The sequence below is a fragment of the Curtobacterium sp. Csp1 genome, assembly GCF_013347185.1.
Genome location: NZ_CP054594.1, coordinates 2,621,425 through 2,642,679 on the forward strand (window position 1 = coordinate 2,621,425; position 21,255 = coordinate 2,642,679).

At 71.9% G+C, this 21,255-nt stretch carries 18 protein-coding genes; 7 read left to right on the forward strand and 11 right to left on the reverse strand.

All coding sequences use genetic code 11. The annotated features are described in order from the left end of the window. Nucleotides 1-64: 64 nt before the first annotated feature. The 3 genes from HUN58_RS12530 to HUN58_RS12540 form a co-directional block, all read right to left on the reverse strand. Nucleotides 65-1,396, reverse strand: a complete 1,332-nt coding sequence (locus tag HUN58_RS12530) for a GNAT family N-acetyltransferase (RefSeq protein ID WP_180224843.1) — start codon at nt 1,394-1,396, stop codon at nt 65-67. A 213-nt stretch (nt 1,397-1,609) separates the two neighbouring features. After that, nucleotides 1,610-3,115 (reverse strand): cryptochrome/photolyase family protein, encoded by a 1,506-nt coding sequence (locus tag HUN58_RS12535; RefSeq protein ID WP_180224844.1) that lies wholly within the window; start codon nt 3,113-3,115, stop codon nt 1,610-1,612. Nucleotides 3,116-3,244: 129 nt separating this feature from the next. Next, complete coding sequence (locus tag HUN58_RS12540; RefSeq protein WP_180224845.1) at nt 3,245-5,014, reverse strand: hypothetical protein; 1,770 nt, start codon at nt 5,012-5,014, stop codon at nt 3,245-3,247. Nucleotides 5,015-5,206: 192 nt separating this feature from the next. On the opposite strand from HUN58_RS12540, the gene HUN58_RS20280 reads away from it, so the two are divergent. Further along, on the forward strand, nt 5,207-6,733 hold the full coding sequence (locus HUN58_RS20280) for an aminoglycoside phosphotransferase family protein (protein ID WP_217488527.1): 1,527 nt from the start codon (nt 5,207-5,209) through the stop codon (nt 6,731-6,733). A gap of 10 nt (nt 6,734-6,743) precedes the next feature. On the opposite strand, the gene HUN58_RS12555 is transcribed toward HUN58_RS20280, so the two are convergent. Beyond that, nucleotides 6,744-7,295 (reverse strand): hypothetical protein, encoded by a 552-nt coding sequence (locus HUN58_RS12555; protein WP_141862429.1) that lies wholly within the window; start codon nt 7,293-7,295, stop codon nt 6,744-6,746. Nucleotides 7,296-7,426: 131 nt separating this feature from the next. On the opposite strand from HUN58_RS12555, the gene pnuC reads away from it, so the two are divergent. Together pnuC and HUN58_RS12565 are read left to right on the forward strand one after the other, a co-directional pair. Further along, a complete protein-coding gene (gene pnuC, locus HUN58_RS12560) occupies nt 7,427-8,092 on the forward strand; it encodes a nicotinamide riboside transporter PnuC (protein WP_114849817.1) in 666 nt (221 codons plus the stop codon). Between the two features lie 111 nt (nt 8,093-8,203). After that, nucleotides 8,204-8,827: a TetR/AcrR family transcriptional regulator gene (locus HUN58_RS12565; protein ID WP_180224847.1), complete on the forward strand. Its 624-nt coding sequence runs from the start codon at nt 8,204-8,206 to the stop codon at nt 8,825-8,827. Nucleotides 8,828-8,911: 84 nt separating this feature from the next. Here HUN58_RS12565 and HUN58_RS12570 read toward each other — a convergent pair whose 3' ends face one another. Together HUN58_RS12570 and HUN58_RS12575 are read right to left on the reverse strand one after the other, a co-directional pair. After that, nucleotides 8,912-10,144, reverse strand: a complete 1,233-nt coding sequence (locus HUN58_RS12570; protein WP_114849815.1) for an ABC transporter permease — start codon at nt 10,142-10,144, stop codon at nt 8,912-8,914. Further along, nucleotides 10,141-11,130 (reverse strand): ABC transporter ATP-binding protein, encoded by a 990-nt coding sequence (locus tag HUN58_RS12575; RefSeq protein ID WP_254631485.1) that lies wholly within the window; start codon nt 11,128-11,130, stop codon nt 10,141-10,143. The genes HUN58_RS12570 and HUN58_RS12575 overlap by 4 nt, the downstream gene beginning before the upstream one ends. 118 nt (nt 11,131-11,248) lie before the next feature. Between HUN58_RS12575 and HUN58_RS12580 the strand changes: the two genes are divergently transcribed. Continuing rightward, entirely contained in the window at nt 11,249-11,671 is a 423-nt protein-coding gene (locus HUN58_RS12580; protein ID WP_058742313.1) for a hypothetical protein, read from the forward strand. Beyond that, the gene (locus HUN58_RS12585) at nt 11,668-11,979 is read left to right on the forward strand and encodes a transcriptional regulator (protein ID WP_058742312.1); all 312 of its coding nucleotides are present in this window, start codon (nt 11,668-11,670) and stop codon (nt 11,977-11,979) included. The genes HUN58_RS12580 and HUN58_RS12585 overlap by 4 nt, the downstream gene beginning before the upstream one ends. Before the next feature lie 231 nt (nt 11,980-12,210). Here the strand turns inward: HUN58_RS12585 and HUN58_RS12590 are convergent, their stop codons facing one another. The 4 genes from HUN58_RS12590 to HUN58_RS12605 all read right to left on the reverse strand — a co-directional run bounded on the left by HUN58_RS12590 (nt 12,211) and on the right by HUN58_RS12605 (nt 17,120). Beyond that, nucleotides 12,211-13,872 (reverse strand): glycoside hydrolase family 13 protein, encoded by a 1,662-nt coding sequence (locus tag HUN58_RS12590; RefSeq protein WP_254631486.1) that lies wholly within the window; start codon nt 13,870-13,872, stop codon nt 12,211-12,213. Nucleotides 13,873-13,943: 71 nt separating this feature from the next. After that, nucleotides 13,944-14,861 (reverse strand): carbohydrate ABC transporter permease, encoded by a 918-nt coding sequence (locus tag HUN58_RS12595; protein WP_180224849.1) that lies wholly within the window; start codon nt 14,859-14,861, stop codon nt 13,944-13,946. Continuing rightward, complete coding sequence (locus HUN58_RS12600; protein WP_229666660.1) at nt 14,861-15,811, reverse strand: carbohydrate ABC transporter permease; 951 nt, start codon at nt 15,809-15,811, stop codon at nt 14,861-14,863. The genes HUN58_RS12595 and HUN58_RS12600 overlap by 1 nt, the downstream gene beginning before the upstream one ends. A 10-nt stretch (nt 15,812-15,821) precedes the next feature. Continuing rightward, nucleotides 15,822-17,120 carry an ABC transporter substrate-binding protein gene (locus HUN58_RS12605; protein ID WP_180224850.1) on the reverse strand — a complete coding sequence of 433 codons (1,299 nt, stop codon included), beginning with the start codon at nt 17,118-17,120 and terminating at the stop codon, nt 15,822-15,824. Nucleotides 17,121-17,254: 134 nt separating this feature from the next. Here HUN58_RS12605 and HUN58_RS12610 point away from each other — a divergent pair, with 134 nt between their 5' ends. Continuing rightward, complete coding sequence (locus HUN58_RS12610; protein ID WP_180224851.1) at nt 17,255-18,451, forward strand: ROK family protein; 1,197 nt, start codon at nt 17,255-17,257, stop codon at nt 18,449-18,451. A 160-nt stretch (nt 18,452-18,611) separates the two neighbouring features. After that, nucleotides 18,612-19,739 (forward strand): glycoside hydrolase family 5 protein, encoded by a 1,128-nt coding sequence (locus tag HUN58_RS12615; RefSeq protein ID WP_180224852.1) that lies wholly within the window; start codon nt 18,612-18,614, stop codon nt 19,737-19,739. Between the two features lie 81 nt (nt 19,740-19,820). On the opposite strand, the gene HUN58_RS12620 is transcribed toward HUN58_RS12615, so the two are convergent. Next, nucleotides 19,821-21,011 carry an alpha-hydroxy acid oxidase gene (locus HUN58_RS12620; protein WP_208745735.1) on the reverse strand — a complete coding sequence of 397 codons (1,191 nt, stop codon included), beginning with the start codon at nt 21,009-21,011 and terminating at the stop codon, nt 19,821-19,823. Between the last annotated feature and the right edge of the window lie 244 nt (nt 21,012-21,255).

Consider the following 21,255-nt stretch of genomic DNA (forward strand, 5'->3'; position numbering starts at 1 on the left):
CGTTGCGTCTTGCGGACGGCGTCGCGGTCGGCGTCGCGGACTGGGCGCCGCCCCCCCCGCGCCCCTAGAAGTACGTGATGCCGTGCGGCGCCCGCGCCGGCGTGAGCATCGCGCGCAGGAGCACCGGCACCGCCGGGTCCGACGCCCGCACGAGCCCCGCGGCCGCGAGCGTCACGGGCGACACCGAGCCGATCAGCAGCGCGCCGAGGTCGGCCACGTCGAGCCGCACGTCGGCCTCGCCGGAGTCGTCCGCGGCCGTGCGGGTCACGGTGCCGCGGCCGTCGACGACGTCCAGCCGGTAGGTGCCCGCCGCGAAGCCCATCGTGTCGGAGACGGCGAGCACGATCGACCCGTCGACCGCGTACGGCCGCGAGGCCAGCACCGCGGGCACGTCGAGCACCCGTAGCCAGACGTGGTCCTCCTCGTGGTCGACGTCGTACGCCCGGTTGTCCCCGAGCGCGGCGACGATCGGGTCGTCGAGGCGCGAGCGCTTGTACGACACCACGTCGTTCAGGTCGATCGAGAGCAGGAACTCCCACAGCGACAGGTACGCCTCGTCGGTCGCGTAGACCAGGTCGACGACCTCGAGCACGGTGTCCTGGTCGCGGCCGGAGCCCTCCTTGACGCGCCAGGTCACGTAGCCGTCGACGGCGTCCGCGTCGGTGGCGCCGTCCGGGCGGTGCACGGCGGCGCGGACGTCCTTCGCCGACTCACCGTCGCCGTTCCGCAACCCGGTGACGATCGGCCAGGTACTCGTGTTCCGCTTCATGGAGCCCGGCGTGCGCGCGTCGAACCGGTCGAACACGGCGCGGGCGTTCCCGTCCGCGAGCCACTCCGGCGTGACGACGCTGACGGTGCCGGTCGTCGGCGCGAGGAACGGCAGCGCCCGGGCCCGACGGACGCGGACGGCTCGCTCGCGGATCGCGCAGCCGAACCCGAAGCGCCGGTAGATGGTGCCCTCGGACGCGGTCAGCGACGCCACCGCGTAGCCCTCGGCGACGCCACGCTCGAGCGCGTGCGTCATCATCCGACGCAGGATGCCCCGTCGGCGTTCGGTCGGCCGGACGGTCACCGCCGAGATCGCCTGGGTCTCGACGGCCTGGCCGTCGCCCCAGCTCAGGGACTTCGGGAACCACGCGAAGGTACCGGCCGGCCAGGTCTCGTCGACGGACCCCGGGAGCGGACGACGGACGTGCACGCCGAGCCAGGTCTCGCGGTCGGCGACGAACGCCTCGGCCATCAGCGCGGCGACCTCGTCGTTCGGGTGCGGTTCGTGGAAGCCGAGGCCGACGGCGTGCATCCACGCGTCGGTCGCGGCGTCCGGCGCCCCCTGCTCGTCCGTGCCCGGCGCGAACTCGCGCAGCTCGTAGCGGTCGTCGAATGCCTCGTTGCTCACGTTCCCGACCCTACCGGCGCCGCTCGCGCGGCCGCCTCCCCCTGTCGGTGGAGCAGGAACCGTCGGGTGGCAGCACCGGACCCGACGTCGTCTGCTCCATCGACGGGGCTGGCGGCAGACCGGACGGGGCCGGGTCCGGACCGGACGGGAGGCGCGCGGCGGGCCCGTCACGCGCCTCCCGTCCGGTGTGTGGTCACGTCGTGATGGCGACCCTCACGGGGTGGTGCGCCGCGCCTCCTGGGCCACCACCTGGTCGAGGTCCGCCAGCTTCCGCATCTGCTGGAGCGGACGCGCCATCCGGTTGTTGTTGCGGAGGGCGGGTTCCGTCCGCGACAGGAACGCCCAGTACCCCGCGGTGAAGGGGCAGGCGTCCTCGCCGACCCGTTTCGTCGGGTCGTACCGGCAGCCACCGCAGTGGTCCGACATCCGGTCGATGTAGCGCCCGCCTGACGCGTAGGGCTTCGTCGCGACCATGCCGCCGTCGGCGTGCTGCGACATCCCGATGATGTTCGCCGGCATGACCCAGTCGGTGCCGTCGACGAAGACGTCCGTGAACCACTCGGTCAGGTGCACCGGGTCGTAGCCGCGTTGCAGCGCCCAGTTGCCGAGGACCATCAGGCGCTGGATGTGGTGCAGCCATCCGTGGTCGTGCAGGCCCTCGATCGCGGTGCTCAGACAGACCGCGTCGATCTCCGACGCGTCGAGCTCCCGCCACCAGCGGGGGAGGTGCTCATGCGCGTCGAGGGCGTTCTCCTCGGCGCCGTAGTCGTCGCCGAACCACCAGTAGAGGTGCCAGACGTAGTCCCGCCACCCGGCGACCTGGCGGACGAACCCCTCGACGCTGGCGAGCGGAGCGTCGTGGTCGCGGTGGGCGGCGAGTGCGGCCTCGACGACCTCGAAGGGGTCGAGTACGCCGAGGTTCATCGGCACGCTGAGCAGTGAGTGCGCCATCGTCCAGTCGTTCGTCAGCGTGGCGTCCTCGAACGGCCCGAAGTCGCTCAGGCGCACCTGGACGAAGTCGTCGAGCGCCTGTCGGGCCTCGTCCGCCGTCACCGCGAAGCGCCGGGTGTCGTCCCTGCCGACGAAGCGCACGGTGCCGTCGCGCTCCCACCGATCCAGGTCGCGCCGGACCTCGTCGTCGATCTCGTCCTCGGTCGGCCACCACGGTTCGGGGAGGCCGAGGGTCGCCGCACCCTTCGGTGGCGGCTCGCGGTTCTGGTCGTCCAGGCTGAACTTCCCGCCGATCGGCTCGTCCGAGCGCATGAGCCAGCCCTCGCGGCGGCGGACCCGCTCGTAGTGGGTCTCCATCCGGAACCGGCCGGTGCCCTGCGCCGCCCACTCGGCGAACTCGGCCTCATCGGTGATGAACCCGCGGCTCGGCAGGATCTCGGTGCCCTTGCCCCAGTGCCGGACCTGCGCGCGGAGGGTCCGGGACGGCGGGTCGACCACCTCGAGGTCGTCGCGACCGACGAGCGCGTCCTTCAGCCGGTCGACCTGCACGTGCTCGGCGCGGCCGCCGAGCTCGCGGACGCGGTGGCGCAGGGCGCTCAGCCACAGGTGCGCCTTCGCGCGGTGCATCGGCCGCGCGTCGAAGAACTCGCGGGCCTCGACGACGAGCATCGGTCCGCCGTCGTCGAACAGCGGTCCGTACTGCCCGGGGAGGACGAGCCTGGTGCGGACGGTGCTGCCGGCTTCGGTGCTGCGGCGCTCGGGTGCCATGCCCGGACGCTACCGGCGGTGCGTGACGACCGCCTGACGGCGCGTGTGCCCCGACGGCCGGGCGTTGCCGGCGACCGGGGCTGCCGGCGACCGGTGTCGTCGACGGCCCCGGTCGGTCGGATGGCCCGCTCAGTTGTAGGACGCGAGCCGGTTCGGCGCCGTGTTGCCCACCGGCGTCGGAACCGCCCCGCCGACGCCGTTGATGACGCTCGAGATCGTGCCCGTGTCCCCGAGCGACACCGTCACGAGCCCGTGCGCCCGGATGCCCGAGCCCGTCGGGGTCTCGAACGCCCGGTCGGCGTGCACGGACGGGTTCGTGTTGAAGAAGCAGTACACGCCGCCGCCCCAGATCTCGTGGTTCGTCACCCCGGACGCGACCTTGTACGCCGCGTACCCGGCACCGGTCGGGCTCTGCCACGACGCGTTGTCCGGCACGTCGTACGGCATCTCGTTCTGGAAGAAGATCGTTCGACCGCGGTTGCCGTTCCAGAGCACCTCGTACTTCTGGTAGTGCTCGACGAACAGCCCGGTGGCGAGCACGTCGTCCCCGTTCACCTCGACACCCGTCGCGCCGGTGTTGACGTTCCAGCCCGTCGCGGCGCCGCCGTGGTCGGCCCGCCACGCCCAGATGTGGTCGACGAGCGTGTCGTCGGCGTTGACCTGCAGCGTCGTCGACGCCTTGCCCTGGATGCTCGACCCGACGCGGAAGAACACGTCCTGGATGCTCTGCGGGTCCGAGGCATGGTCGACGTGCGAGCCGCTGGTGCCGAGTCGGACGAGCTGCGCGCTGTTCTGCGTGCCTGCGTCGACGACCAGGTTCGACACGTTCACGCCGGAGACGTCAGCGGTGGTGAGCACCGCGTTGCCGGCGGTCGGCACGAGCGTCGGGAACCCGATGCCCGTGACGACGGTGTCCGGACGGCTGACGTTCAGCGCGGCGTTCAACTGGTACGTGCCCGGGGTGAAGAACAGGTTCAGCCCCTGCGCCAGCGCGCTGTTGATCGTCGCCGCGCTGTCACCGGGGTGCGCGACGTAGAAGTCGCGCATCGGGATGTCCGTCCCCGGCGTGTTCGGCCACGTCACCCCGGCGGAGTTCGTCCGCAGCGACGGGACGAACACGTGGTACTTGTTCGACGAGTCGACGTACAGGTACGGCTTCTCCCGCGTGACCGGGGTGCTCGACAGGGTGGTGTAGCTCTTCGAGAAGTCGTTCGCCGGCGCGCCCTGCACCCCCGAGAACACCATGTTCCAGTTGCCGCCCTGCCAGCTGCCGAGCGTCGAGTTCCGCGTGTACCACTGCTGCTGCGACCCGCTCGTGACGGTGCCGTCGACCTTCGAGTCGGCGATGTAGCCGCCCGACGAGTACCCCTGCCCGCCGTCCTGGTTCGACGGCCCCATGGTCAGGTTGCCCTTGATGTGCACTCGCCGCATCGGCGCGGCCTGCGACACCGCCCACCGGTCGGTCCCGCCCTCGGGCGCCACGGAGAGGTTCTCCGCCGACCGCCAGAAGTTCTGTGTGGCGTTCTTCTCGTCGCCGGCGTTCCAACCGGAGTCGACGTTGAGCGCGCCGGAGATCGTCACTTCGTCGGGGTTCTTCCCGAGACCGGCCACCGAGGTGTAGAAGCCCAGGTTCGCCCAGACCCGCCCGTAGCTGCCGGGCTTGAACAGGAAGGCGTACCGCTGCGAGCCGAACTGTGCCGTGCTGCTGCGGAGTTGCGCGTTGAAGGCCGCGTCGACGTCGGCCTGGATCGTCGACGCGGGAGTGGACTGGTCGTAGACCTTGACGTTGCCCCCGAAGTCCGGGACGTCGCTGGTCGGGACAGCGGCCTGCGCCTGCAGGGCCGGCGCCAGGGCGCCGACCAGGCCGACCGCCGTGATCGTCGCGAGGAGCGTGCTCATCCGTCGTTGCATGATGCTCGATTCGTCGTCGAGCGGCCCCGTTGCCGCCCGCAACAGACGGTAGACCCGCCCGGACGCCGCGGCAGTCGGTGCTGCGGCGGACAAGGACGTACCCCGTTCGGGGGTCGGACAGGAGGCGCGGGGGTGCGCCCGCCCGGTCGCTCACGGTCCGGCGGTGGGTACCATGCGCGCATGTGGCCGACCGAGCGGGACTGGCGTGCGTCCGTCCCGCGCAGGCTCGCACGAGCGGTCGAGCGCTGGGACCTGCGTCCCGGCGAGCCGTACGCCGGCGGGAGCGTCTCGCACGTCGTGCCCGTGCGGTTGCCCGACGGTGGCGATGCCGTCCTCAAGCTGTCCCTGCCGCACCACGAGGCCGAGCACGAGGCCGCGGCACTCGCCTGGTGGGACGGAGCCGGAGCGGTCCGCCTGCTCGACGTCGACCCGGACGATCCCTTCGTGCTGCTGCTCGAGCACTGCGATCCCGGCACCCGGCTCGGGGAGCGTGACGACCTGTCGGCCGAACACCGCCTGCGCTCCGCCGGCGGTCTGCTCACCCGGCTCTGGGCCGCCGGGGTCCCCGACGAGGACACCTTCGTGTCCGTCGCCGACGTCACCACCGGGTGGGCGTCGCTCGCCGAGGACCGGATGCGCGAGCTCACGCCGCCCTTCGACCCGGGACTCGTGCGCCGCGGCGCAGACCTGCTCCGCACGCTGCCGAGCGGTGCCGTGCGGTCGGTGGTCGTGCACGGCGACGCGAACCCCGGCAACGTGCTCGCGGCGGGGCGGGAGCCGTGGCTCGTCATCGACCCGAAGCCGATGGTCGGCGACCCCGCCTACGATCTGTGCCCGCTGCTCGTGCAGGTCGACGACCCGTTCCGCGCGGAGGATCCCCTGCACGCCGTGCGGCATCGGGTCGTCGTCCTCGCGGACACGACCGGCGAGCCCGCCGACCGGATCGCCGCCTGGTGCACGGCACGGCTGGTCGAGTCGGCCCTGTGGTCCGTCAAGCCGTGGGGCACTCGACGACGGCCTCGACGCGATGACGCGAGCCGCCGTGGTCGACCGCCTGGCCGACTGACCGCCGACGGGCTCACCGTCGAGCCGGGTCACGATCCAGCATCGAGCGATCTCGATCCGGTCACCGCGGCCGACTCCGGCGTGCCGGTCCGCCAGGATCGACGCATGGGAATCCCGAGCACCGTCCGCCCGTTCGCCGCTGTGGTCGTCCTGCTCGCCGGGGGACTGCTGTCCGGCTGCGCTGCCGGCTCCGGCGACAGCGCTGCGCCCGTGGCCCAGACGCCCGTGGCCCAGACGCCCGCGGCCCAGACGCCCGCGGCCCCGAGTGCGGCGCAGACGCAGGAACCGAGTGATCCGATGCAGCAGGACCTGTCCGCTGCGTCGGTCTGCGGAACCGTGAGTGCGCTGAGCACGGTCCTCCTGAACGCGTCGGCAGGGCAGCAGGTCGGTGCGGTCAGCGAGTCCGACCGGCTGGCCCTCGTCCGGTCGGCCCGGTTCGGCTACGAGCACCTGCAGTCCTCGGACCCTCGGATGACCCGGGCCATCGACTCGGTCCAGCGGTACCTCGACGCGCATCCGGCCCCGACCGAGGGCCTCGCGATCGAGGACGGCCCGGAGTGGGAGCTCCAGCAGAAGCTCCTCACCACCGCGTGCCGCGAGTCCGGCTCGAACGTCGTGGCGACGGCTCAGTACGGCGGCTGACCCGGGGCGGTCAGTCCGTCGCACCCCGCGGTGGATCGACCAGCAGCGCCACCCGGTCGCGCAGGTACCCGTCGAGCGGCACCGTGCCGGCGGTGGGGGACCACCGGACGACCGGCTCGCCGTCGACGACCGCGAGCACACCGTCGGCGTCGACCAGGGTGTCGTCGAGGGGGATCGGCACCGCGCCGTGGTTCACGGTGTCGTTCTCGCGGAAGTGCCCCTTCGCGGCGGCGGCCCGGTAGGCGCGGCGCACCTCGGCGGACACCGACACGAACTGCGTCCGGCCCGGATCGGTCACACGGGTGATGCGCGCGGTGGCCCAGACCCGGCCCGTGGTCTCCGCGGACGAACCGAGCAGCAGGGCACCGACGCGCCACACCCGGCCGAGCGGTCGCATCGTCGGGTCGCGGCGGATCCCGAGCACGGCGCGCGGCTCGACGTACTCGGCGAGGGCCTCGTCCCGCACCCCGGCGTCCCGGAGCCGGTCGGCCGCGGCGTCGAGCAGGTCGCGCGTGCGCTGGACGGCTGCCGCCGCGCTGCCCGTCCTGCCGTCGTCCGCCACGACCCCAGAGCGTAGCCCGGAGCCGAGTCTCGGGGCCGTGCACCCCGCGAGCCCGTCACGCGGCGCCGCACGACCGCCGGAATGCGCGTCGGGCCCCTACCGTTGCACCGTCCGGAAACGAGGAGGGCCCCATGAGCATCGTGCGGTGGCTGTTCGACGCGCAGCTCGTCATCGGCGACCAGACCGTGCTCTGGCGCGAGGTGATCGGCAACGTGTTCGGACTCCTCAGCGCCCTCGGCGGGATGCGCCGCAGGGTCTGGGCGTGGCCGGTCGGCATCGTCGGGAACGCCCTGCTCTTCACCGTGTTCATGGGCGCCCTGTTCGACACCCCGAACCCGGTCAACCTGCTCGGTCAGGCCGGCCGCCAGGTGATGTTCATCGCCGTGAGCGTCTACGGCTGGTACCGCTGGACCCACCGCGCGGACGACACCGTCACCGTGGTCGAGCCCCGCTGGGCCTCGTGGCGGACCCGCGCGCTGCTCGTCCTCGCGATGGTCGGCGGCACCGCGGTCCTGACCCCGGTGTTCCGTGCCCTCGGCTCGTACGAGCCGGTGTGGAGCGACGCGTGGATCTTCGTCGGCTCGCTCCTGGCGACGTACGGCATGGCGAAGGGCTGGGTCGAGTTCTGGTTGATCTGGGTCGCCGTGGACCTGGTCGGTGTGCCCCTGCTGTTCTCCGCCGGGTACTACGCTTCCGGCCTGATGTACGTCTTCTACGGCGTCTTCACGCTGACCGGCTTCTTCGTGTGGATGCGCCAGCGCGTCCGGCCGTCGGCAGCGCCGATCACTGTCGGCTGAGGCACCACCGGGCCGCCGGCAGGACGGCCAGGCGGCCGGGATGACCGTGCACCGCGGTACCCCCCGAACGAGGATGTGACAGGAACGAGCGGTCTCCTGTGGAATGTCCGGATGACGGTCCCCGACGTGCACCTCGTCGACGAGGAGGCACTCGCTGAACGCATCGTGCGCGGTGCGATCCGCGCCTTCCGGCTGTACGCCTTCGAGATGGTCGACGCGGTCGTCGTCGCGGACACCTGCGGGGTGACGCCCGAGGACGTCGACCGCCTGTTCCCGTCGTGGGACGGCCTGCTGCTCGTGACCTACGACCGGTGGATCCAGCTCCGGGGGACCGGGCGCTCGACCCCGGCGACGACGGTCGACCACGTCCGGACGACCCTGGCCGAGGACGTCGCCGACCCCGGCCTCGTCCGGCTGATGGCAGGCGTCCTGACGATCGCGGCCGCGGACGGCGACTTCGCGGAGCTGTTCCGCAAGCGCTTCGAGGAGTTCGTCGAGGAGCTCACGCGCGGCCTCGAGGCCGACGTGCGCGCGGGCACCGAGCGACTCGGGATCCCCGCGCACCGAGCGGCGACCCAGCTCCTGGCAGTCTACGAGGGACTGCAGATCCAGATGCTCGTGCGGCCCTACCTGGACGTGCTGGTCGAGTACGACCGGTCGGTGCGCACCCTGCGGCTCGGGTGGCGGGAGCAGGAGACCGCGGCCTGGGACCTCGACGAGGTCGCGGTCCGGTAGACGAGCGCGCCCGGCGACGGCCTGGAGGCGCGTGGCGGGCCCGCCCCGCGCCTCCAGGCCGTCGTCGACCCGGCCACGGGACGGTCAGCGACCGGTGCGCGGGGTGCGGCGACGCCGCCAGGCGGCGATCTGCCGCAGCGTGACCTTCGAGCCGTACTGGGCGATGGAGTGGCGGAACAGGTACTCGGCGAACCAGAGCAGGAGCGCCGCGGTGGCGAACACCTCGACGATGCACGCCACGGACTCGGTGAGGGTGAGCGTCCCGACGGCGTTCCGGACCATCGCGGTGATCGGGGTGAAGGTCGGGAAGTAGGTGAAGAACGCCGCGATCGGGGACCCCGGGGTGGTCATCACGAAGAACGCGGCGTACAGCGGGATGATCAGCGCGAAGATCGCCGCGGACTGCAGCGTCGAGGCATCCTTGATCGACGGGACCGCGGCGCCGACCGCCACGAACAACCCGGACGCGAGCAGGACCCCGCCGACGAGCAGCAGCGCGCCGACGACCATCCGCCACGGGTCCACCGTCAGGCCACCGAGTCGCGCGGCCACGAGCGGCAGGCCGACGAGCGCGACGGCGAGGCCCGGCACGACGAACACCCCGACCTGCACGAAGCCGACGAGCAGCATCGCGACGACCTTGCCGCGGATCAGCTCACCCGCCGTGACCGTCGTCAGGATCATCTCGGAGATGCGGTTCTCCTTCTCCTCGACCACCACCGTGACCATGCGGGTGGCGAGCAGCACGACGATGCCGAAGAACGCCGCGACGTACAGGAAGGGCGGCACGATCGACAGCCAGCCGGGCGCGACGTGTCCGTCCGACCAGGTGCGGAGGTCGGTGTCCGGCGGTGAGCGCAGGATCGACACCGACTCCGGGTCGTCCACCGACGCGGCGACGCTCTGCTCGAGGACCCGCTCGGCCAGGGTCGAGTACCCGCCGTTCTCGAAGAGCCCGCGGTCGGCGGCCTCGATGTGGATCGGGGTGCTCGACGGGGTCCTGGGGTAGACGACGAACAGGTCGAGCCGCCCCGCACGGACAGCCGCCCGGTCGGCCTCGGGGTCGGTGGACGGTGAGCCGCCCCACCTCGCCGCGACCGAGCGGTCGACGAGCCCCGAGCGGTCGACGTAGTGGAACGGGGTCTTCGCGGCCGAGGAGCTCGAGCTGACCGAGTCCGCACCCGCGGCCTGGCCGACCCCGACGAGCAGCGACACGACGACCACGACCAGGGGGAGGGCGAGCGTGCCGATCCAGAACGCGGGCTTCTTGACGGCGCGGACGAACTCGAACCGGACGACCGTCCCCAGGCGGCTCACGCGGCTGCCCCGCTCGCGCCGGTGCCGGTGCCGGTGCTGGTGCTGGTCTCCTCGTGCTCGCTCGTGGCGGGCAGGTCGTCGTGCCCGGCGTCGTGGCCGTAGACCTGCACGAAGATCTCGTCGAGGGGGATCCGCCGCATCGTGAACCCGGTCACGTGCACCCCGGCGGACACGAGCGCGGCGAGGACGTCCGATCCGTCCGGCGCGGCGGCGTCGGTCAGGGCGAGGTACGCCACGTGCCCCTCGTGCCGGACCACCCGGTACAGCGGCGACTTCGGCACGCTGCCGTCGAGCGTCACGTGTGCCACCGCACCACCGAAGGCGTCCTGCACCTCGGGGATGCTGCCGTACGCGGCGGCACGTCCGTCCTTGAGCAGGAGGATCCGGTCGCACAGCCGCTCGACCTCGTCCATGTGGTGCGTCACGAGCACGACCGTGGCGCCGTCGGCCTTCCGCTCGGCGACCAGGTCGAGGAGCAGCCGGCGGTTGACCGGGTCGAGACCCTTCGTCGGCTCGTCGAGGATGAGCAGGCGCGGGCGGTCCATGATCGTGATGCCGAGCTGCACCTTCTGCTGTTGCCCACCGCTGAGCTTGTCCACGCGGAGCTTCGCACGGTCCGCGAGCCCGACGCGCTCCAGGTAGGCGGTGCTCCACGCGGTCGCCTCGGGACGGCGCAGGCCCCGGAGCATGCCGAAGTACGTCATCACGTCGATGACGGACTCCTTGCGGTAGAGCCCGCGCTCCTCGGGCAGGTAGCCGATGCCGCCGGTCGCCGGTCGGTACGGGACGCCGTCGACCGTCAGGGTGCCGGCGGTCGGGGTCGTGATGCCGAGCAGGGCCCGGATCGTGGTGGTCTTGCCCGAGCCGTTGCTGCCGAGCAGGCCGAACGTCTCGCCGGGTGCCACGTCGAAGGACAGGCCGTCGACCACGTCGCGGTCGCCGAAGCGCATCACGAAGTCCTGCACGCTGATGTCCGCCCCGCTCATGGTGCCGACCCTACCGACGGTGGGGCGGGGGTCGCCGGGTACCGGTACTTGCCACATTGGAAAGTAGTTGCCATGATGGGAACACTTCCCGGGGTGGGGAGGGACCAGAGGGGGAACCATGTCCGATCCGCAACCGTCCGAGGCCCGCGCGCTCCTCGCGCACGCCGACCGTCTCGCCCGTCGCACGCACGACGCCGTCCGGTGGCCGTACGTCGCCTTCATCGTCGCCCTCGGCGCGACGACGTCCCTCGGGACCTTCGCGATGGGGATGTCAGCGGGCCGTGCCTTCGCGGCGGCGTACGTCGGCACGATCGTCGTCGTGCTCGCGCTCGTCCTGTGGTTCAGCGCCGCGATCCGTGGTCGTGCCGCCTTCGCCCGCGGCCGGCGGTGGATCACCTACGTCGCCGCGTGGGGGCTGACCTACTGCGCCGCGATCGCCGTCGTGGGCTGGGCGCACGGCTCGGTGCTGTGGTCGGCGGTCACGTCCGGTCTCGTCCTCGTCGTGTCGCTCGCCTGCGCCGCGTGGGAGTCCCGCGGATGAGCAGCTCGCACCCGCGACACCGACTCGACGACCTGCTGCAGAACCCGGTGCGGTTCTCGGTCGTCGCAGCGCTCGACCGGGCCGGGACGCTCTCGTTCCGCGAGGTCCGGGACGCGCTCGAGGTCACCGACTCCGCGCTGAGCAAGCAGGCCAGCGCGCTCGAGGCGGCCGGGTACGTCACGGTGGGCAAGGCGCACGTCGGCAGGACCCCGCGGACGTCGCTGACCCTGACGCGGGCGGGTCGTCTCGCGTGGCAGGCGCACCTCGCCGCGCTCCGGGAGATCGCGGGGCCGGTGAGCTCGTCCTGAGCGATCTGTCCCATCACGGGTGACGTGGGAGGCGGATCCGCGCATGGCGGGTCGGAAGGGGCGACCTCCCATGCGCGGATCGCCATCCCGCGCGCGGATCGACACCCCACGCGCGGATCGGCACCCCACGCGCGGATCGGCACGGCACGCCGGGTGCGGGACGCGACCCCGGGACGGACGGGAGGCACGGTGCCTGCCTGCACCGTGCCTCCCGTCCGCCTGCTGGTCCCGTCAGGAACGCAACCAGGCGGTCCCCACACCCGACAGGGCGCCGTCTGCCACCGGCGCGGAGGCGAGCAGGAGCTCGCCGGTGGGGAGTGCGAACGGCTCGTCACCGAACACCGTCACGCTCGTCCACCCGTTCGGGCGACGGAACGCGAGCACGTCGTCGCGGCCGGTCTCGATCCACTCGAGGTGCTCCTCGGACTGGAGCTGGCCGCGCAGGCCGAGGGCCTTCCGGTACAGGTTGAGCGTCGAGTCCGGGTCGGCGTCCTCGGCCTCGACCGACGAGTCGGCGAACCAGGCCGGCTGCGGCAGGTGCGAACCGCCCGTGCCGAAGCCGAAGGACGGCCCCGAGCGGGTCCACGGGATCGGCACGCGGCAGCCGTCGCGGCCGACGTCGACGCCCGGGTTCCGGAAGAACGCCGGGTCCTGTCGTTCGGCGTCGGGGATGTCGCCGACCTCGTGCAGGCCGAGCTCCTCGCCCTGGTACAGGTACGCCGAGCCGGGCAGCGCGAGCTCCAGGAGCGTCGCCGCCTGCGCGCGCCGGAGCCCGAGGGCGCGGTCGAGGTCCTCCTGCCGGCCGCCGGCGAGCAGCCACGCGGCGCCCTGCTTCTCCTCGGCGCCGTTGCGGGCCGGGAGCGCGTACCGGGTGGCGTGCCGGACGACGTCGTGGTTCGAGAACACCCACGTCGTCGACGAGCCGGACTGCTCGGCGAGCCCGAGGTTGAACTCGATGATCGTCCGGAACTGCTGCGCGTCGAAGTCGGCCTCGAGCAGGTCGAAGTTGAAGGCCTGCCCGAGTCCCTCGGCGGAGGCGTACCGGGCGCGGCGGTCGGCGGCGACCCAGGCCTCGGCGACCGCGGTGCGGGCGGGGGTGTACTCGTCGAAGACCCGGCGCCACTCGGCGTAGATCTCGTGCACGTCGTCGCGGTCCCAGAGGATGTGCGCGCCGTCCTTCGGGCTCGCGAGCACCTCGGCCCACGTGGGCAGTTCGCCGGCCGGCAGGTCCTTCGCGAGACCGTGGGCGACGTCGATGCGGAAGCCGTCGACCCCGCGGTCGGACCAGAAGCGCAGGGTGTGCAGGAAGTCGTCGCGGACTTCGCGGTTCGCCCAGTTCAGGTCAGGCTGCTCCTTCGCGAAGTTGTGCAGGTACCACTGACCGTCGCCGACCGCGGTCCACGCGGGGCCGCCGAAGATCGACACCCAGTCGGCCGGCGGCTCCTGCCCGTCCGGGCCGGTGCCGTCGCGGAAGACGTAGCGGTCCCGCTCCGGGCTGCCCTTCGGTGCCGCGAGGGCCTCGCGGAACCAGGCGTGCCGGTCGCTCGTGTGGTTCGGCACGATGTCCACGATCACGCGGATGCCGGCGCCGTGCAGCGCCGCGACCATGTCGTCGAAGTCCGCGAGCGTGCCGAGCCGCGGGTCGACGTCGCGGTAGTCGTCGACGTCGTAGCCGCCGTCGGCGAGGGCGGACGGGTAGAACGGGCTGAGCCAGACCGCCTCGATGCCGAGCGAGGCCAGGTACGGCACGCGGCTCGTCGCACCGGGCAGGTCGCCGATGCCGTCGCCGTCCGCGTCGGCGAACGAACGCGGGTAGACCTGGTAGACGCTCGCCTGACGCCACCACGTCTCGTCGGTGGTGGTCGCAGCGGGCTGGGCGAGGGTGTCGGTCACGTCGGGCCTTCCGTCGTTCGTGGGAGTGGGAGTGGGAGTGGGGGTCGTGGTCGTGGCGGTGCTCGGCTCGGTCACTTGATGGCGCCCTGCGTCACCCCGGCCATCACCCACCGCTGGGTGACGAGGTAGACGATGATCGCCGGCGCCATCGCCATCAGGTACGAGGCGAACGACACGTTGTAGTTGTTGCTGAACTGGGTCTGGAACATCTGCTGCAGCACCGGCAGGGTCTGCAGCGCCGGGTCGGAGGTGATCAGCGACGGCATCACGAAGTCGTTCCAGGACGCGAGGAACGCGAAGATGCCGACGGTGGCGCTCATCGGTGCGAGGAGCGGGAACACCAGTCGCCAGAACACCTGTCCCGTGGTCGCGCCGTCGATGCGTGCACTCTCCTCCAGTTCGGCCGGGATCGACCGCAGGAACGCGGTGAACAGCAGCACGCTGAAGGACAGCTGGAACATGACGTGCAGGATCGCGACGCCGAGCGGGTTGTCCAGGTGCGCCAGCCCGGTGAGCTTCACCTGCGACAGTGCGAGGACCGGGAACGGCAGGAACATCGCGGCGAGCAGGTAGAAGAACGACCAGCGGAACAGCCGGCGCTCCCAGTTCCGGGCGATGGCGTACGCGGTGAAGGACGCGAGCAGGATCGTCCCGGCGACGGTGATCGCGGCGATGAGCACCGAGACGCCGAACGCCCGCGGGAAGTCGGTGAGCTCCCACGCCTGGACGAACCCGTCGACGCTGAACGGCGCCGGCAGCGAGAACGCGTTGCCGTCGACGGCCTGGCTCGTGGTCTTGAACGCCATCGTCACCGTGACGTACAGCGGGACGAGGACGGACAGTGCGCACAGCACGAGGACGATCGTCACCGGCCAGTTGGCGCGGTCGCCACGGCCGCCGCCGCGTCGTCCGGCGGTGCGGTCGGCGTCCACGGAGCGGATCGACCCGGTCGCGGTGGTGCCCGGTCGGAGGGGTGCCTGCATGGTCATCAGAGCGCTGCCTTCCCGCGGGTCGCCCGCAGCTGGATCACGGCGATCACGACCGCGATGACGAAGAAGATCGTCGCGTTCGCCATCTGGTAGGCGTAGTCGCCACTGCTGAAGCCCTTGAAGATCGACATCGCGACGCTGGTCGTCGCGGTACCGGGGCCGCCGTCGGTCAGGCCGACGATGATGTCGTAGGAGTTGAGGAAGTTCTTGAACCCGATCACGAGGTTGATCAGGATGTAGCCCGCCGTCAGCGGGGCCGTGATCGACACGAGCTGCCGCCAGGAGCTCGCCCCGTCCAGGGCGGCGGCCTCGTACACCTCGCCGGGGATCGACAGCACCCCGGCGATGTAGATGAGGAGCGTCGACGGGATCGCCTGCCACGCGGTGACGACCACGATCGCGACCCACGCCAGGTCCGGGTTCGCGAGGATGCTCTGCTCGAGCGGCGCGAAGCCCAGTGCGGTGGCGAGCGCTGGCAGCGAGTTCGCGAACAGGAACGAGAACACGTAGGCGATGACGATGCCCGAGATCACCATCGGCAGGACGAACACCGCCCGGAGCGCGATCTTCCCGCGCACCTTCGACGTCAGCGCGATGGCGAGCAGGAACGCGATCGCGTTGACGACGAGGACGGTGACGAGCGAGAACCCGATCGTGAACAGGTACGCCTGCAGGATCGCCGGGTCGGAGAACACGGCGACGTAGTTGGTGAGTCCGGTGAACCGGAACTCGCCGAACCCGACGGAGTCCGTGAAGCTCAGCACGATGCCCATCACCGCCGGCAGCGTGATGGCGAGCGTGAAGAGCACCAGGGTGGGGACGAGGAAGACGAGGAACAGCGGCTCGATGCGCTTCCGGCGTCCGCGGCTGCCGGCCTGGAGGCGCGGTGCGGCTCCGCCCCGTCGGCGGCGGTCCGCCGTCGTGATCGCTTCGGTGGTCGTGGTGGCCAAGGTCGTCTCCTTACGCGGCCGTGCGGAGCGCGAGCCGCGCCCAGTCGCCGTCGAGGGTGCGGAGTTGCGGAGCGGGGGCACCGCCGAAGGCGATGGACTGCAGGTAGTTCGCCACCGGGATCTCGGCGGGGATGAGCTGCGAGGCGCCGAGGGAGAAGGCGGCGCGGTCGTACGAGTCCTGCATGCCACGGAGAGCGGGGTTCGACACCGGTGGGGAGTCCTTGCGGACGCCGAAGCCGTTGTTGTCGGCGTTGTACCGGTCGCTGACCGCCGGGCTCATCAGGAACGACAGGAACTCGCGCGCGGCCTCCTGCTTGCGCGACGCCTCCGGGATCCAGAGCCCCAGGTCGACGTTCACGCGCACCTTGTTGTCCGCGGCGTCGTCGGTCGCGGGGAACGGGAAGGTGCCGAGCTCGACGTCCTTGTTCGACTTCGCGATCTCGCCGAGCGCCCACGGTCCCTGCAGGTACATCGCGGCCTTCCCCTGCGCGAACGCCAGGTTCCCGTCACCGTACCCGCGGCTCGCGGCGCCCTTCTGGTGCCACTGGAGCAGGTCCACCATGCGGTCCACGGGCGCCGCGAAGTCCTTCTCGAACGAGACACGGGAGCCCTTGCCGACCCGGATTCCCTCGCGGTCGAGCGCGGCGAAGGTCTGCTGCAGGTCGAGCATGCCGCCGACCGAGTAGTCGAACATGCCCTGGGCGTTCGTCCAGTTGTCCTTGTACGTGCCGTACATCGGGGTGATGCCGGCGCGGACGAGCCGCTCGCACACGTCGCGGAACGCCGACCACGTGGTCGGCACCTCGAGCCCCTGGTCGGCGAAGATCCGCTTGTTGTAGATCACGGACGCCGCCGTCACCGAGTAGGGCAGCACGCTGGTGCGGCCCGGGTAGTCGGCCGTCTGCTGCATGAGCGGCCACAGGTCCGGGTTGATCGTGTCCTTCTCGGGCAGGTCCGACAGGTCCGTCAGGGCGCCGTGCTCGACGAACGAGACCATCGCGTAGTTGTAGTTCAGGCACCCGAGGTCCGGCGGCCGGTTCCGGACGAAGTTCGCGGACATGTTCGACGTCGAGTCGCGGACCACGCGGATCTTCGACTGGCTGTCGTGGAACTTCGCGATGACGTCGTCGAAGTAGCCGATGACCTCGGGCTTCGACACGTAGAAGGTGATCGTCTCGGGTCGGCTGCTCGAACCGCCGAGCGGGGCGCACGCGGCGAGTGTCAGGCCCGCGCCGATGCCGCCGGCCCCGAGGAGGAACCCGCGGCGGCTGAGTGCGGCGGTGTCCCTGGTGGTGGCGTGTGGTCGCACGTCGTCTCCGTCCGTCCGGACCCGGCGTCCCTGCCGTCCCGGTCAGCGGACCGGCGTCGGTGCCGGCTCGCGACACTTAATCTACTCAGAAAATCTAATCGCGCAAGCAATGTTCCCCGCGGTAGGGTCAGCGCATGTCCCGACGCCGTGAGCCCGCTCGTGCGACCAGCGCCGAGACGGTCCTGGCGTCCGCGTTCGACGCCGCCGCGTTCACCGCGACCGAGGCCATCGACGCCACCGGCCTGACCCGCTCGACCGTCCTCGCCGCGTGCGCCGAGCTCGTCCGGCTCGGGTGGCTCCGAGACCTCGACGACGCCCGGGCCGCGGGGGAGGAGTACCGGAAGGGCCGACCCGCCCGCCGCTACGAACTCGACGCGGGAGCCGGGGTGGTCGTCGGGGTCGACGCCGGGCAGCACCGCGTCACGGCGCTCGTCGCGGACCTGCGCGGGACGGTGCTCGCACGGGCCGAGGGCGCACTCGGCGATGCCGGCCTCGAGGTCCCGGTCCGCCTCGGCGTCACGGCCGACACCGTGTCCCGGGCGCTCGCCGACGCCGGGGTCGACCCGACGCGCGTGCTCGTGACCGTGATCGGCATCCCCGCGCCCGTCGACGCCTCGGGTGCCTCGCCGGACGACGGCGGGTTCTGGAACCGGATGAACCCGGGCTTCGCCGACGTCGTGCCGCACGGTGTCGTGGTCGTCGAGAACGACGCGAACGCGGCGGCCCTCGCCGAACGGCCGTCCTCCGGCGACGCCTCGTTCGCGGCGCTGCTGTCCGGTGAGCGCTTCGGCGCCGGGCTCGTCGTCGACGGGGTCCTGCTGCGCGGGGCGCGCGGTGGTGCCGGCGAGCTCCGGGTGCTCGACCTGGTCGACGGTGTGGCGTCCTCCGACGGCATCGGTCGCACCGCACGCACGCTTGTTCGGCAGGCGCGGGCGGCGGGCCGTGTCGGCGCGTCCTCGCTCCTCGGCGGCGACGAGGAGCCCGATGCCGCGGCCGTCCTGACCGCCGCCGCGCTCGGCGACGCGGTCGCGGTCGGGATCGTCGACTCGCTGGGGGATCGTCTGGCGCGGGTCTGCGTGCTGCTCGCGAGCCTGCTCGACATCGACCGGGTGGTCGTGGCCGGGGCGATCGCGGACGCCGTCGAGCCGGTGATCGACCGGGCACGGGCGCACCTCGCGGCGTGGGAGTACGACCCGACGCCGGAGGTCGTGGCCTCCCGGCTGGGTGGCGACGTCGTCGTGCTCGGGGCGCTGGCGCTGGCGCTCGACACCGTCCGCGCCGACCCGATGGCGTTCCCGCTGCCGGCCGCCCAGCCGGTCCCCGCAGCCTGACCGCCGCGCCGCCCAAGCACCCGTTGACACCGCGCCCGCGCAGTGCCACGCTGCTTGCGTGTTGACGTTGCCATGAGCGTGCCAGGGGGCACGCGGGAGCGCCGACGACCGGCACGACGACGTCGTCGTGCCGCTGCAACGATGCAGTCAGGGAGGACCCATGCACACCTCGACCACCCCACGCCGACGCCGCCTCGTCGGCACGCTCGCCGTCGTCGCCGGCGCCACCGCCCTCGCCCTCGCCGTCCCCGGCACCGCGACCGCCGCCCCGGTCCCGACCGCCGCGGCGCCGACCCACCACCGCCCGGGCCCGACCCCCGCGCTCGACCCGACGCAGTTCCACGGCGTCAACTGGGCCGACCCGCGGGACAACTACGTGAACGGGCCCGTCGTCCCCTCGGGGCTCTCGACGTCGGACGACTACCGCACCGTGTACAAGACCTCGGAGCGGATCGTCCGCGAGTTCCGGAAGGACCTCGGCGCCGACACCGTCCGCCTGCCCGTCAACCCGTACTCCGTCGGCACGGCGTGGTGGACGTCCTACAAGGGGGCGATCGACGCCGCCCGGCACCAGGGCGTCAAGGTCGTCCTCGGCTACTGGGAGAGCAGTGACGCCAGCAAGGACGGCAAGGTCGACGACCCCGCCGCCTGGACCGCCATGTGGGACACGCTGACGAGCACCTACCGCGGTGACGCCGGCGTGTACTTCGAGCCGATGAACGAGCCGTTCGGCTACGCACCCGCCGACTGGATCCAGGTGGCCACCGACTGGGTCGACCGCTACACGGCCCGTGGGATCCCGCGCGACCGCGTGTTCGTCAGCGGCACCGGCTACAACGACCACGTCGACGCGGTCTGCGCCGCGCCGGCACTCGCCGGGACCTACGTGTCGCAGCACTTCTACGGGTTCTGGGGCACGCACGACGACGCGGGCTGGGCCGCCGACTTCGAGAGCCGACTCGGCGACCAGGCGTGCAGCGCCCGCACCGTCCTCGACGAGTTCGGGGTCCCGATGACCACCGGGATCGACTACCGCGGTTCCGCGACGACCGGCAACGCCGACGCGGACAACTCGGTGGCCTTCCTGCAGACGGTCACGACGATCGTCCGCGAGCGGCACCTCGGCGCCGTGTTCTGGCCGGGGCTGCGCACCGGTGACACCTACAGCCTCGAGGAACTGCAGGGCACCGGGTCGCACGTGAAGCTCGCGGTGACGAACGAGTCCGGGCTCGCCCTGCTGCAGTGGGCCTGGGGCGAGGGGAAGCGCGCGCCCTTCGGAACGCGCTGACGCGACCACGGACCGGACGGGAGGCACGGTGCCAGCTGTCACCGTGCCTCCCGTCCATGGGGTGGTCGCGTCCGCGACGGATCAGCGCCGGACCGGGGCCAGTCGCTGCAGCTGGGTGACGTGACCGGGCTCGAGCTCGTCGAGCGTGGTGACGCCGAGCAGGCGCATGGTCCGCTCGATCTGCTCGGAGAGGATCTGGATCATCCGGTCGACACCGGCCTCGCCGCCCGCCATCAGCCCGTACAGGTAGGCACGACCCACCATGGTGAAGCGTGCACCGAGCGCGACGGCGGCGACGATGTCGGCGCCGGACATGATGCCCGTGTCGAGGTGCACCTCGGTGTCCCCGCCCACCTCGCGCACGACGGACGGCAGCAGGTGGAACGGGACGGGGGCGCGGTCGAGCTGCCGACCGCCGTGGTTCGACAGCGTTATGCCGTCGACGCCCATCGACGCCAGGCGCTTCGCGTCTGCGAGGGACTGCACGCCCTTCACGACGACCTTGCCCGGCCACTGGTCCCGGATCCACGCGAGGTCCTCGTAGGTGACCGTCGGGTCGAACATGTGGTCCAGCAGCTCGCCGACCGTGCCCGACCACCGGTCGAGCGAGGCGAACGCGAGCGGCTCGGTGGTGAGGAAGTCGAACCACCACCACGGCCGGGGGATCGCGTTGACGATGGTCTTCACGCCGAGCTGTGGCGGGATCGAGAACCCGTTGCGTTTGTCTCGCAGCCGTGCGCCCGCGACCGGGACGTCGACCGTGACGAGCAGCGTGTCGAAGCCGGCCTTCGCGGCCCGGTCGACGAGCGCCATGCTCTTGTCGCGGTCCTTCCACATGTAGAGCTGGAACCAGTTGCGGCCGTGCGGGTTCGCGTCACGGACGTCCTCGATCGCGGTGGTGCCCATCGTCGACAGCGAGAACGGGATCCCCGCCCGCCCGGCTGCCCGGGCGCCGGCGCGTTCACCCTCGGTCTGCATCATCCGCGTGAAGCCCGTCGGCGCGATCCCGAGCGGCAGGGCGGTCGGCGCGCCGAGCACCTCGCGGGAGGTGTCGACCTTCGAGACGTCGCGCAGGATCGCCGGGGTGAACTCGATGTCCTCGAACGCCTGCCGGGCGCGGGCGAGGGAGATCTCCGCCTCCGCCGCGCCCTCGGTGTAGTCGAACGCGGCCTTCGGGGTGCGGCGCGCGGCGATCCGGCGGAGGTCCCAGATCGTCAGCGCGGACTCGAGCCGCTGCTGTCGCCCCGGGAGCGCGGGCTTCTTGAACTGCATCAGCGGCGCCAGGTCGCGGACGCTCGGCAGCTGCCGCCGGACCCGGACCCGGTTCGTCGACGGGGTTCCCGGCGTCGGTGCCGGAGCCCCGGTCGCCGGGTCGACGCGGTGCTGATCGTCGGTCGAGGTCATACAGACATCCTATGTCTGTATGAGATCGTTGGCGAGGGTGATGGGGCAGGGGTGCGCTCTCGGGCAAGGAGCGCGCTGCGCCAACGCGTCGACGGAGCCGGGGATGTCGCGA